The 12,668-nt window shown below is 63.2% G+C and carries 13 protein-coding genes; 4 read left to right on the top strand and 9 right to left on the bottom strand.

The window, feature by feature from the left end:
• Positions 1–193: 193 nt before the first annotated feature.
• From RYH74_RS01170 to RYH74_RS01160, 3 genes are all read right to left on the bottom strand, one after another.
• The gene (locus RYH74_RS01170) at positions 194–1,183 is read right to left on the bottom strand and encodes a hypothetical protein (RefSeq protein WP_317408851.1); all 990 of its coding nucleotides are present in this window, start codon (positions 1,181–1,183) and stop codon (positions 194–196) included.
• 175 nt (positions 1,184–1,358) lie between these two features.
• Entirely contained in the window at positions 1,359–2,555 is a 1,197-nt protein-coding gene (locus RYH74_RS01165) for a class I SAM-dependent rRNA methyltransferase (RefSeq protein ID WP_013974648.1), read from the bottom strand.
• 202 nt (positions 2,556–2,757) lie between these two features.
• Complete coding sequence (locus tag RYH74_RS01160) at positions 2,758–3,297, bottom strand: type 1 glutamine amidotransferase domain-containing protein (protein WP_025340987.1); 540 nt, start codon at positions 3,295–3,297, stop codon at positions 2,758–2,760.
• Positions 3,298–3,488: 191 nt separating this feature from the next.
• Here RYH74_RS01160 and RYH74_RS01155 point away from each other — a divergent pair, with 191 nt between their 5' ends.
• Both RYH74_RS01155 and mutM read left to right on the top strand, forming a co-directional pair.
• Entirely contained in the window at positions 3,489–4,307 is an 819-nt protein-coding gene (locus tag RYH74_RS01155; RefSeq protein ID WP_204249939.1) for an HDOD domain-containing protein, read from the top strand.
• Between the two features lie 3 nt (positions 4,308–4,310).
• Positions 4,311–5,123 carry a bifunctional DNA-formamidopyrimidine glycosylase/DNA-(apurinic or apyrimidinic site) lyase gene (mutM, locus tag RYH74_RS01150; protein ID WP_010955661.1) on the top strand — a complete coding sequence of 271 codons (813 nt, stop codon included), beginning with the start codon at positions 4,311–4,313 and terminating at the stop codon, positions 5,121–5,123.
• Between the two features lie 168 nt (positions 5,124–5,291).
• On the opposite strand, the gene RYH74_RS01145 is transcribed toward mutM, so the two are convergent.
• The 5 genes from RYH74_RS01145 to RYH74_RS01125 form a co-directional block, all read right to left on the bottom strand.
• A complete protein-coding gene (locus RYH74_RS01145; protein ID WP_013974644.1) occupies positions 5,292–5,543 on the bottom strand; it encodes a YfhL family 4Fe-4S dicluster ferredoxin in 252 nt (83 codons plus the stop codon).
• 108 nt (positions 5,544–5,651) lie between these two features.
• Positions 5,652–6,131, bottom strand: a complete 480-nt coding sequence (gene coaD / locus RYH74_RS01140) for a pantetheine-phosphate adenylyltransferase (RefSeq protein WP_014861498.1) — start codon at positions 6,129–6,131, stop codon at positions 5,652–5,654.
• A 112-nt stretch (positions 6,132–6,243) separates the two neighbouring features.
• A complete protein-coding gene (locus RYH74_RS01135; protein ID WP_075046665.1) occupies positions 6,244–7,842 on the bottom strand; it encodes a GMC family oxidoreductase in 1,599 nt (532 codons plus the stop codon).
• Positions 7,843–7,862: 20 nt separating this feature from the next.
• Positions 7,863–8,348 carry a twin-arginine translocation pathway signal protein gene (locus RYH74_RS01130; RefSeq protein ID WP_075046664.1) on the bottom strand — a complete coding sequence of 162 codons (486 nt, stop codon included), beginning with the start codon at positions 8,346–8,348 and terminating at the stop codon, positions 7,863–7,865.
• A 10-nt stretch (positions 8,349–8,358) separates the two neighbouring features.
• Entirely contained in the window at positions 8,359–9,789 is a 1,431-nt protein-coding gene (locus RYH74_RS01125) for a coniferyl aldehyde dehydrogenase (RefSeq protein ID WP_317408850.1), read from the bottom strand.
• A gap of 151 nt (positions 9,790–9,940) precedes the next feature.
• On the opposite strand from RYH74_RS01125, the gene RYH74_RS01120 reads away from it, so the two are divergent.
• Together RYH74_RS01120 and RYH74_RS01115 are read left to right on the top strand one after the other, a co-directional pair.
• Entirely contained in the window at positions 9,941–10,606 is a 666-nt protein-coding gene (locus tag RYH74_RS01120; protein ID WP_317408849.1) for a TetR/AcrR family transcriptional regulator, read from the top strand.
• 47 nt (positions 10,607–10,653) lie between these two features.
• Positions 10,654–11,508: a sulfurtransferase gene (locus RYH74_RS01115; RefSeq protein WP_025340980.1), complete on the top strand. Its 855-nt coding sequence runs from the start codon at positions 10,654–10,656 to the stop codon at positions 11,506–11,508.
• A gap of 128 nt (positions 11,509–11,636) precedes the next feature.
• Here RYH74_RS01115 and RYH74_RS01110 read toward each other — a convergent pair whose 3' ends face one another.
• Entirely contained in the window at positions 11,637–12,629 is a 993-nt protein-coding gene (locus tag RYH74_RS01110; protein ID WP_075046662.1) for a hydrolase, read from the bottom strand.
• Positions 12,630–12,668 lie beyond the last annotated feature (39 nt).

Raw genomic sequence — 12,668 nt, 5'->3', positions numbered from 1 at the left:
CGAAACGCCGGTCCAGGGCTGACCTGCCGTCCCAAGCTGATTATGATCCGACCGCCGCATGTGCGGCTTCACGAGATACACCCTCAATGGACCTTCCCAGTCCAGTGGCCCGCTGGTACTCAGCGAGCGACCGTCTCGGGCTTGTCGAAGGGACCATGCAAGTTTATATGACTCTACTGCTTGGGGCTGTGTTTTAGGCCAGTGCTACGAAGTGCGTGTTAGACGTGTAGGTGCCTGATGAGGTATGTACCAGTGTTATTAGTTTGAAGTTCCCTAGGTAAAAAAGTATGGATTTTGAAAGTGTGTGCTCTACTGTTTTTGTAGGCGCTGTTATGGTTGTTTGAGAAATCTCATTTTGAATGCGTGCGCTATTCAGTGCTAACAGGAAAACCTCTTCGCCCCCTTGGAGTGGTGCGCCCAGCTCTGTACTAAATGCCATTTTTCCTGTGCCAGACTCGACGCGGTCCATGAAAGTGGGGGTGCACTCGGTAGCTTTAATTATATGAGCGGGATTTGGGGCGAAAACTTGAGCTTCGCTCATAAAGCTTATTGAAGGGGAGGTGCGTGCCTTGTCATCGCGGATGATTTGATAAATGACGTGAACTTCTCCTCCATTTGTCTGGATGGAAAGCGCTTTGTCGATACTGATAACGACAGGTTCATCCAGATTTTCGAGAGGTACATCAATTATTCTGCTGGAGCGTTGATAGGAACCAACGAAGAACAGTCGAACGATATCGGCAAGCGTTGCGTCAGGGTAAATGGGTATTGATATGCTAAAGCCTTTTTTCACAGTGTCCCAAGGAAGGACTCCATCCTGTAGATTTTCAATTACAGGACGGTAAAGCTCTGTCCCGAAATCATAATCTGTGGAAGGTGGGGTTATCTCGGGTATTCTAATGTTCAAGTAAGAGAGAGTAACGCGGCGCCCATGTTCCTCGCGTAGTTTCTCGCCAGGGATGAAGTGTTTCATCGTGCGGCCAATGTCTTCTTCTGCTATGAAGAAAAAGCTGCCTGTGCCGCCCACGCCTATTGCGATGTGGTCGCCTTCCTCAAACAAGTCTGACCAAGGAATTAGGACAGTGATGCCCGTGTTCAAAGTTTCTAACGGTACGAAATTTTCGTCGTTTGCTTCTTTGAGTGTGGGGGCCTTTAATTCTACTTGATACTGGTCGTTGTTCACTGGCGTGATCTCCAAAAATTGCCCGAGTGGATGGCCTATTGGATTCCCGCGACTTGGCGAAGGCAACTGGCAAAAATGCTAGGTGCCCGCCATGCATTGACAGTGTTGTACGAGGTGAAGGAAGGGCCTCGGCTGTGTGCGCCGAGGCCACGATCGTTAAGTCCGGGAATTGTCCTTAACTGTTAGGCAGCAACCGGCAGGTGATGCTCTTGATGTAGCGGGTTTCGGCGATGGCCGGGTGCACCGGGTGGTCCGGGCCCTGGCCGCCGCGTTCGAGCAACTGCAGGTTGCGGTCCAGGTGACGGGCGCTGGTCAGCAGGATGTTGTGCAGGTCGTCCTCGGGCAGGTGCATCGAGCACGAGGCACTGACCAGGATGCCGTCCTTGGTCAGCATGCGCATGGCCTGTTCGTTCAGGCGGCGGTAGGCCGCTTCGCCGTTTTTCAGGTCTTTCTTGCGCTTGATGAAGGCGGGTGGGTCGGCAATGATCACGTCGAAGCGCTCTTCGGCGGCCTTCAGTTCGCGCAGGGCCTCGAACACATCGCCTTCGATGCAGGTCAGTTTCTCGCTGATGCCGTTCAGCGCGGCGTTACGCTCCACGCCGTCCAGGGCGAAGCCCGAGGCGTCGACGCAGAACACTTCGCTGGCGCCGAAGGCACCGGCTTGCACGCCCCAGCCACCGATGTAGCTGAACAGGTCGAGCACACGCTTGCCTTTCACGTACGGCGCCAGGCGTGCACGATTCATGCGGTGGTCGTAGAACCAGCCGGTCTTCTGGCCTTCACGTACCGGGGCTTCGAACTTGACGCCGTTTTCTTCCAGCGGCACCCAGTCCGGCACTTCGCCATAAACGGTCTCGACATAGCGCTGCAGGCCTTCGGCGTCACGCGCGGAGGAGTCGTTCTTGAACAGGATGCCGCTTGGCTTGAGCACCTGTACCAGGGCTGCAATCACGTCGTCCTTGTGCGCTTCCATGGTGGCCGAGGCCAATTGCACCACGAGGATGTCGAAGAAGCGGTCGACCACCAGGCCTGGCAACAGGTCGGAATCGCCATAGACCAGGCGGTAGCACGGTTGGTCGAACAGGCGCTGGCGCAGCGACAGGGCGACGTTCAGGCGGTGCACCAGCAGCGACTTGTCCAGCGGCAGCTTGGCGTCGCGCGACAGCAGGCGGGCGCAGATCAGGTTGTTCGGGCTCAGTGCGACGATACCCAGCGGCTTGCCGTTGGCCGCCTCGAGAACAGCCTGCTGGCCGGCCTGGAAGCCTTGCAGCGGGGTCGCGCTGACGTCGACTTCGTTGCTGTAGACCCACAGGTGGCCGGCGCGCAGGCGGCGGTCGGCATTGGCTTTGAGGCGTAGGCTGGGCAGGGACATGACGTCGCTCCGGGAAAAAAGAGCGGGATTATAGCCTGTTGCCGGGCCGCATGCCCGTTGTGGGAGCGGCCTTGTGTCGCGAAAGGGCTGCGCAGCAGCCCCAGGGTTTCAGCAGCGCTGCATGGATTGCCGGGGCCGCTTTTGCGGCCCTTTCGCGACACAAGGCCGCTCCTGCAGGTCTCGCGTTGGCCATGAGATGGCGTCAGGCTGCCAATGCCTTGATCAGTTGCTGGTTGAACGCCGGAATGTCGTCGGGTTGGCGGCTGGTGATCAGGTTGCCATCGACGACCACTTCTTCATCCACCCAGTCTCCGCCGGCATTGCGGATGTCGTCCTGCAGGGTCTTGTAGCTGGTCAGCCGCTTGCCCTTGGCTAACCCGCACGACACCAGCAACCAGCCACCGTGGCAGATCACCGCCAGCGGCTTGCCAGCCGAATCGTGGCTTTTCACCAGTTTCTGTGCGGCGGGGATCAACCGAATCGTGTCAGAGTTTTGCACGCCGCCGGGCAGCACCAGGGCATCGTAGAGGTCCAGGTGGGCGCTTTCGAAGGTTGCGTCCACGGCGAATGCGTCGGCCGGCTGGTCGTGGTTCCAGCCGCGTACCGTACCCTCCTTGTCGCTGAGGATGTCCACCACCGCGCCGCTCTGTTCCAGGGCTTCGCGAGGGCCTGTCAGTTCCACTTGCTCGAAGCCGTCGGTGACCAGGAAAGCTACTCGCTTGCCGTTCAGTTCTGCACTCATGGGCCTTGCTCCTTTCCTTGATGAATATGAGAGAGAGGCCCGCATGGATAGAGTAAAGTTCCGGCGCAACGATTCAGTGGTTGGTCCCTTTCCGGTCTGGAGGGTTAGAATCGCCGGTCCCAAACGAGTGTGCACGTATGTCCCAAGAACTCAGCGCCGAACAGATCCAGCAAGCCTTGCAAGGCATCACCATCCCGCCGCAACCGCAGATCATGGTCGATCTGCAGTTCGAGCAGTACATGCCTGACCCGGACCTGGAAACCATCGCCAAGCTGATTTCCCAGGACCCGGGCCTCTCGGGCGCCTTGCTCAAACTGGTCAACTCCCCGCATTTCGGCCTTTCCAACAAGATCGGTTCGATCCAGCGCGCGGTGAACCTGCTGGGCAGCCGTTCGATCATCAACCTGATCAACGCCCAATCGATCAAGGGCGAGATGAGCGACGAGACCATCGTTACCCTCAACCGTTTCTGGGACACCGCCCAGGACGTGGCGATGACCTGCCTGACCCTGGCCAAGCGCACCGGCATCCAGGCGGCGGACGAGGCCTACACCCTGGGCCTGTTCCATGACTGTGGCGTGCCGCTGATGCTCAAGCGCTTCCCCGACTACATGGATGTGCTGGAAGAGGCCTATGCCAAGGCCGACGAGGAAACCCGCGTGGTCGACACCGAAAACCGCGCGTTCAACACCAATCATTCGGTGGTCGGCTATTTCACTGCCAAGTCCTGGCGCCTGCCCGAGCACCTCAGCGCGGCCATTGCCAACCACCACAACGCCGTGGCGGTGTTCCGCGACGAGAGTTCGCACAATACCCAAAGCCAGCTTAAAAACCTGCTGGCGGTGCTGAAGATGGCCGAGCACATCTGCGCGTCGTACCGGGTGCTGGGCAACCAGGCCGTGGACCACGAATGGAATGTGGTCGGCCCGCTGGTGCTCGATTACATTGGCTTGTCGGAATACGATTTCGAAAACCTCAAGCAGAACATTCGCGAGTTGGGCGGGCACTGACACATGCCGGAATTGCCAGAAGTAGAAACCACCCGGCGCGGTATTGCGCCCCACCTGGAAGGCCAGCGCGTCAGCCGGGTGGTGGTACGTGACCGGCGCCTGCGCTGGCCGATTCCGGAAGACCTGGATGTGCGCCTGTCGGGGCAGCGCATCGTCAGTGTCGAGCGGCGCGCCAAGTACCTGTTGATCAATGCCGAGGTCGGCACCCTGATCAGTCACCTGGGCATGTCGGGCAACCTTCGCCTGGTCGAGCTGGGCTTGCCGGCGGCCAAGCATGAGCACGTGGATATCGAGCTGGAGTCGGGGTTGATGCTGCGCTACACCGACCCGCGCCGCTTTGGCGCGATGCTGTGGAGCCTGGACCCGCTCAACCACGAACTGCTGCTGCGGCTGGGGCCGGAGCCGCTGACCGACCTGTTCGACGGCGAGCGGCTGTTCCAGCTGTCCCGTGGGCGGTCGATGGCGGTCAAGCCGTTCATCATGGACAACGCGGTGGTGGTGGGGGTGGGCAACATCTACGCCACCGAGGCGCTGTTTGCCGCTGGCATCGACCCTCGTCGGGAAGCGGGCGGGATTTCCCGGGCGCGTTACCTGAAGCTGGCGATCGAGATCAAGCGCGTGCTGGCGGCGGCGATCGAGCAGGGCGGCACCACGCTACGCGACTTCATCGGTGGCGACGGGCAGCCGGGGTATTTCCAGCAGGAATTGTTCGTGTACGGGCGGGGCGGGCAGCCGTGCAAGGTGTGTGGCACGGAGTTGCGCGAGGTGAAGCTGGGGCAGAGGGCGAGTGTGTATTGCCCGCGCTGCCAGCGCTGAGGCAAGTCACGCGGTACCCCTTGTGGGAGCGGCCTTGCGTCGCGAAAGGGCCGCACAGCGGCCCCGGCAGTTTCTGCTGCGAAGCTGAAATCCTGGGGCCGCTTCGCGCCCCATCGCGACGCAAGGCCGCTCCCACACAGGGACCGCGTGGAGGCGGCCAGGCAGCGATCAGGCCTTGCCAGTAATCCGGCGGTACTTGGCCATCAGCTCTTCTTCGGTTTCCGGGTGCGCTTCATCCAGCGGGATGCAGTCGACCGGGCAGACCTGCTGGCATTGCGGCTCGTCGTAATGGCCCACGCACTGGGTGCACAGGTTAGGGTCGATCACGTAGATCTCTTCGCCTTGGGAGATGGCCTCGTTCGGGCACTCGGGTTCGCAGACGTCGCAGTTGATGCAATCGTCGGTGATGATCAGGGACATGGGGACTCCGGCCGGGGCTCTGCGCCCGGGCATGTTCAACGCAGTGGGCACAATTGTGCCGCATTCGCGCCCGCAGTGCACGCGGGCGCGATGATCAGCCGCTAAAGGTCACTTCTTGAAGCGTTCGGTCAGCGCCTCGGCCACCACTGGGTGGACGAACTTGCTGATATCACCGCCCAGCGCGGCAATTTCCCGGACCAGGGTCGAGGAAATGAACGAGTAGCGCTCCGAAGGCGTGAGGAACAGGCTCTCGACGTCGGGAGCCAGTTGCCGGTTCATGTTCGCCAGCTGGAACTCGTACTCGAAGTCGGACACCGCACGCAGGCCACGCAAGAAGACGTTGGCGCCCTGTTCCTTGGCGAAATGCGCCAGCAGCGAGGAGAAGCCGATGACTTCGACATTGGGCAGGTGCTTGGTGACCTCACGGGCGAGCTCGACCCGTTGTTCCAGCGGGAACAGCGGGTTTTTCTTCGGGCTGGCCGCCACCGCGATGATCACGTGGTCGAACAACCGCGAGGCGCGCTCGACCAGGTCGCCATGGCCTTTGGTAATGGGGTCGAAAGTACCCGGGTACAACACTCGGTTCATCGCGTCATCCTGGCTGGAGTGCGTTGGGGAGTCGGATGGTAGCGCAGCGACGGCGCCCCGGCCAAGTCATGCGGCCGGCTGATGGCACTATAGACAGGGGGCCTGTTCCTTGTCATGCGCTGTGTGCCAGGCGGGCGACCAGCGCTTCGGTGAGCCTGGCGCTGATGGCATACACCGACAGTTGCGGGTTGGCGCCGATACTGGTGGGGAACAGCGAGCCGTCGTGAACCGACAGGTTTTCCAGCTGGTGATGGCGGCCAAGGCTGTCGCATACCGCCTGGCGCGGGTCGTCGCCGAGGGCGCAGCCACCCATCACGTGAGCGCTGCCCAGGCGCGTGCGAAACGGCTCCAGGCGCAACCTGTCGATCATGGCCAAGGCCTGCTCCAGGCTGGACTCGGCGCTGGCATCGCTGTGCACGGGGGTGACCTGGGTGGCGCCGGCGGCGAACTGGATCTGCGCCATGCTGCGGTAGGCGCGGCGCAGCCCGTCGCGCAGGTAGTCGGTGACCGGGTAATCGAGCACCGGTGAGCCATCGCTGCGCAGCTCCACGGCCCCTCCCTGGCTTTGCGGGTGGAAGCCGTCACGCAGCAGCGCCAGCATCACGTGGGTATGTGGCAGCTCGGCCATGCGCCGGGCATTCTCGTGGCCGTGCCCGCCCAGCAGGGTGCTGGCCAGGGCCGGGTGCAGCGGTGGTACTTCCAGCTTGTAGCCAACCGGGCCGTCGCTGCCGCCTTGCCATTGGAAATGGTCGCTGTAGATGGACTGCGGGGCGCCGTAGTAGGGGTCGATACGGTCGTTGAAGCGTGCTGCGCTGAAGTTGACCAGGTGCAGGAAGGTCCGTTTGCCCAGGCGGCCATGCGGGTCGGGCGCGTCGGAACGCAGCAGCAGGGCCGGGCTGTTGATGCCGCCACCGGCAAGGATGTAGTGACGCGCGCGAACGCGGATCTGCCGGCCGGTGGTGTGTATGCCCTGGCTATCCAGCGCCTGGCATGACAGGCCCTGGATGCGCTCGGCGTTGTGTTCGAAGCGCTCGGCCCGAGCCAGGTACAGCAGCTCGCCGCCTTGTTCGAGGGTGGCGGGAATACGCGTGACCAGCATCGACTGCTTGGCATTCACCGGGCAACCCATGCCGCAGTAGCCCAGGTTCCAGCAGCCGCGCACGTTGCGCGGGATCACCGCCCAGCGGTAGCCCAGCTGTTCGCAGCCACGTCGCAGCACGTCGTTGTTGGCGTTCGGTGGCAGGGCCCAAGGGGTGATGCCCAGTTCCTGCTCGATGCGCTCGAACCAGGGGCGCATCTGCTCCTCGCCCAGGCCGCTCACGTTGTGGGCTGCGGCCCAGTGCGCCAGGGTCTGTGGCGGCGTGCGAAAGCTCGAGGTCCAGTTGACCAGCGTGGTGCCGCCCACGGCGCGGCCCTGGAGAATGGTGATGGCGCCGTCCTTGCTCATGCGGCCCAGGCCTTCCTGGTACAGGCTGGCATAGGCTTCGTTTTCCAGCAGGTGGAAATCGCTGCTGGTCTTCAGCGGGCCTTCTTCGATCAGCAGCACCTTGAAGCCGGCAGTGCTGAGCATTTGCGCGCTGGTAGCGCCACCGGCACCGCTGCCGATCACGGCAACGTCGGCTTCCAGCGTGAGGTCGTGCTCCAGGCGCGAGGCGTCGTGGGTGATCCAGCCGCTTTCCAGGCCTTGGCGAAACGGGTCGGGTACAGGCATTGGCGCTGCTCTTGTTGTTTTCAGATTTTCGGTGGTCCGGGGTAGCCGCAGGCGGCCCAGGATTCGGGGCGTTCGTACCAGGCCATCTGCAGCAACTGCAGCAGCGAGGCGTGGCCCATGCGCAGCAGGTTCAGCGAGCTGTCCTGCCAACGTTGCAGGAAGGCCGTGACCTGCGCGGCGCTGGCTCGTTCCCAGGCTCCCCAGACACCGGTCAGGGGGCCGCGGGTGAGCGGCAGGTTGAGCACGTCGAACAACTGCCGGGTGAGTTTGAGCATTTCCGGCGACAGCGCCGCCAGCTTGTGGTCGAGGCTATGCAGCACCAGTGTCTCGGCGGCCTGGGTGCCGGCCAGTACCACCGGGATCAGCGCGCGCAGCAGCGGCAGGTCGTCGTCGCGCAGTACCTGGTAACCCGTTGCGGCTGTCTGTGCGCTGCAGCCGACCAGGCTGGTACTCGCCAGAAAGACGCTGGCGCCAAGGCTGAAGCGCAGCAGTTCGCGGCGGTGCATGGGCCGGCCCTCAGCGGATGAAAAGCTTGAAGACCAGGCGCTGCAAGGCTTTGCCATAAGGCGGGTAGGTCAGCCGGGCAGCGTTGAAGCGTTGCTTGGCCAGCACCGCCTTGGCCTTGCTGAAGGTCAGGAAACCGTCGTGGCCATGGTAATGGCCCATGCCTGAAGGGCCGATGCCGCCGAACGGCAAGTCATCCTGGGCCACGTGCAGCAGGGTGTCGTTCAGGCACACTCCGCCGGAGTGGGTGTGGCGCAGCACCTGCTCCTGGGCTGCGCGGTCATAGCCGAAGTAGTAAAGCGCCAGCGGGCGGGGGCGCTGGTTGATGTAGGCCAGTGCCTGCTCGAGGCTGTCGTAGGGCACCAGCGGCAGCAATGGGCCGAAGATTTCGTCCTGCATCACCTGCATGCCGTCGTTCACCCCCAGCAGCAGGTGGGGTGGCAGGCGCCGGCCCTGGCGGGTTTCACCGGGGTACAGGTCGAGTACCTGCGCACCTTTGGCGTGGGCATCGTCCAGTAGATGCTGCAAGCGCTGCAGTTGGCGCGGGTTGATGATGGCGGTGTAGTCGGGGTTGCCGGCGATGCGCGGGTACAGCCGGCGTACAGCACGCTGGTAGGCGTCGCTGAAGGCCTCCAGGCGCTCGCGTGGCACCAGCACGTAGTCTGGGGCGACGCAGGTCTGGCCGGCGTTCAGGGTCTTGCCGAAGGCGATGCGCTCGGCGGCGCTGTCCAGCGGTACGTCGGCCGAGACAATGGCTGGCGACTTGCCGCCCAGTTCCAGGGTGACGGGGGTCAGGTTGTGCGCCGCAGCCAGCATTACCTGGCGCCCCACGCTGGTGGCGCCGGTGAACAGCAGGTGATCGAACGGCAGGCGGGCAAAGGCCTGGCCTACCTCGACTTCGCCGAGCACCACGCTGACCAGATCGGTGGGGAACACCTGCTCCAGCAGTTGCTTGAGCGCCTGGCCAGTGGCAGGCGTGGCTTCGCTGAGCTTGAGCATGACCCGGTTGCCGGCGGCCAGGGCACAGGTCAGCGGGCCGATGGCAAGGAACAGCGGGTAGTTCCACGGCACGATGATGCCGACCACGCCCAGGGGTTGGTAGCGCACCTGCGCGCTGGCCGGCTGGAAGGCCAGGCCGACCTTGCGCCGGCTGGCGCGCATCCAGCGCTGCAGGTGCTTTTCGGCGTGGCGCAGGCCTTGCACCGAGGGCAGCAGCTCGGCCAGCAGGGTCTCGTCGGCGCTGCGCCCCTCAAAGTCCTGGCCGATTGCCTCGATCAGTTCGGCCTGGCCGGCCAGCAAGGCTTCCCGCAGGCTTTTCAGCCATTGGCGCCGCTGCGCCGCCGCTGGCAAGGGGTTGCCGGCAAAGGCCTGGCGCTGGGTGGCGAACGTCGCCGCAAGGTCGAGGTCGGATTGCACAGGGGGCAAGGCACTGGGCGAGTTCATGGCGGCGTCGAGTCCGGGCAGGGAATCCCTAGAGCCTATACTCTAATTTGTACGATGGTGCGAATTTTTCCGCGTTGTCGAGCGGTGCATTCCACCGCCAATACGCCGTAAGATGACCCTTTGATGAAGGCCCGCAGACTGGGAGCTGAGCATGGCCCCGCGCATGAAGACCCGAGAGCGCATCGTGCAGAACAGCCTCGAGCTGTTCAACCAGCAGGGCGAACGCAGCGTCAGTACCAACCACATTGCCGCGCACATGGAAATTTCGCCCGGCAACCTGTATTACCACTTCCCCAACAAGCAGGCGATCATCGCTTTGCTGTTCAGCCAGTACGAAGAACTGGTGGACAGCTTCCTGCGCCCGCCGCAAGGCCGCGCGGCGACCGTGGAGGACAAGCGCTTCTACCTCAAGGCCCTGCTGGCGGCGATGTGGAACTACCGTTTTCTGCACCGCGACCTGGAGCACCTGCTGGACAGCGACCCGGAGCTGGCCGCCCGTTATCGCCGCTTTTCCGAGCGCTGCCTGCGCCAGGGCCAGGCGATCTACCGCGGCTTCGTCGAGGCGGGCATCCTGGCCATGGTACCAGCGCAGATCGAATCGCTGACCATCAACGCCTGGATCGTATTGACGTCCTGGGTACGTTTTCTCAGCACCACGCGGGAGCATTCCGCGCACCTGGGTGAAGAAGCCTTCAAGCGCGGCGTCTACCAGGTACTGGTGCTGGAGCTGGGCTTCGTCACCGACAACGCCCGCAATGCCGTGGACGCCCTTTGCCAGGAATTCCATGTACCGTTCAACCAGGCCCTGGAGCACTAACCCAGGGCCTCAGTGTTATCGATAGTGCCATCGATCAGGAGATTGTCATGCCCCTTGCGCAATTGATCACCCCGCAGCAGTTGGCCGAGCGTCTGGGCTCGCCCAAGTTGGTGATCCTCGACTGCCGCTTTGCCCTCGAGGATGTGGACTATGGCCAACGCAGCTATGCCCAGGGGCATATTGCCGGAGCGCATTTTGCCGACCTGGAGCGTGACCTCAGCGGGCCTGTGAGCAAGGGACGCACTGGGCGCCACCCATTGCCGGATGCGCGCCGGTTGGTCGAGCGCCTGCGTGAGTGGGGCCTGGACGATGACAGCGAGGTGGTGCTGTACGACGACGGCCCTGGCGCTTTTGCCGCCCGTGCCTGGTGGCTGCTGGCCTGGCTGGGCAAGCGCAGCGGCGTGGCGATCCTCGATGGTGGCCTGAAGGCCTGGCATGCGGCGCATCTGCCGCTCAGCCTGGATCCGCCGCTCAAGCGGGAAGGCACCTTCAACGGTGAGCCGGACGGCAAGCTGCTGATCGATGCCGAGCACCTGGCCAAGCGCTTGGGTAACGCAGACCTGACCTTGATCGATGCGCGCGCATTGCCGCGTTTCCGTGGCGAAGTGGAACCGATCGACCCGGTGGCGGGGCATATTCCGGGGGCGCAATGCGCGGCGTTCACCGACAACCTGGGGGCTGATGGGCGTTTTCTGCAGCCGGACCAGCTAAAACAGCGCTTTGCCGAAAAGCTGGCCGGGCGGGCGCCGGAGCAGTTGGTGGCGTATTGCGGGTCAGGGGTGACGGCGTGTCATAACCTGTTTGCCCTGGCGTTGGCCGGGTACCCGCTGGGCAAGCTGTATGCCGGGTCGTGGAGTGAGTGGATCAACGATCCGCAGCATGGCGTAGCCACTGGCGAGTAAGCAGGCCCGGCCTCATCGCCGGCAAGCCAGCTCCCACAGGTACACCACTGCCCATCAGGCCTATACCACACCTGTGGGAGCTGGCTTGCCGGCGATGAGGCCGGTACTGCCAATGAAAACCGCAGCTCCTATTGACCCTCCACCAACCACTGTGGAATCCGCCGCTCCAGGTAATAGCCCGGGTTGCGCAGGCTGCCATCGACAAAGCCCACATGGCCGCCGCGGCTGTGCAGTTCGAAGCGGGTCTGCGGCGCCAGTTCGCGGGCCGTTGGCAGGCTGTGACCGGAGACGAAAGGGTCATCGCTGGAGTGGATGATCAGCGTCGGCGTTCGGTTCTGGCCGAGGAAAAAATGACTCGATGAGCGGCGGTAGTAGTCGTGCGCATCGCGAAAACCGTTCAGTGGTGCGGTGACCTTGCCGTCGAAATCCCAGAACGTGCGCAGGTTGGCCAACGGCCCCAGCCGTTGCAGCGTCGCCAGCCCTTCATGCTGGCCCTTGTCGTGGAAGTGCCGCTGCTTGAGCTGCACATAAGCCAGCATCTCGCGCATGAAATGCGCCTGGTACACCTTTGAAAAGCCCTGGCCGATGCGGTCGGCGCAGTGGTCCAGGCGAAACGGCACCGACACCGCTACCGCAGCCTGCAACTGGCTGGCGACACCGCTTTCGCCCAGGTATTTCAGCAGCACATTGCCCCCCAGCGAATAACCCACCGCATACAACGGCGCCAACGGGCGCTGGGCACGCAGGTGGCTGACGATTTCGGCCAGGTCTTCGCTGGCGCCGGAATGGTAGCTGCGTGGCAGCAGGTTGGGCTCGCCCGAGCAACCGCGCCAGTTCACCGCCACGCTGGCCCAGCCGAGGCCTTGCAGCGCTTGCTGCAAGCCTTTGACGTAGGGCGAGTGGGAGGAGCCGGTCAAACCGTGCAGCACCAGCACCAACGGCGCGTGGGGCTGGTGCGGGCCGTGCCAGTCCAGGTCGATGAAGTCGCCATCGGCCAGCCATAGCCGCTCGCGGTTGCGCTGCAGCTCTGGCAGTTTTCGCCACAACGGCCCCCACAAGGTTTGCAAGTGGGGATTGGCAAGGCCGAGGGCTGGACGGAACGTTGCGCTGGGGCTGGGCATGTGGGCGACTCATGTTGTGCGTGCCTAGAATGCCATGGA

Source organism: Pseudomonas sp. LSJ-87 (genome assembly GCF_032971465.1).
GTDB lineage: Bacteria > Pseudomonadota > Gammaproteobacteria > Pseudomonadales > Pseudomonadaceae > Aquipseudomonas > Aquipseudomonas putida_Z.
Note: the sequence above shows the minus strand (reverse complement) of the source record. Positions and strands in the feature narration are given on the sequence as shown.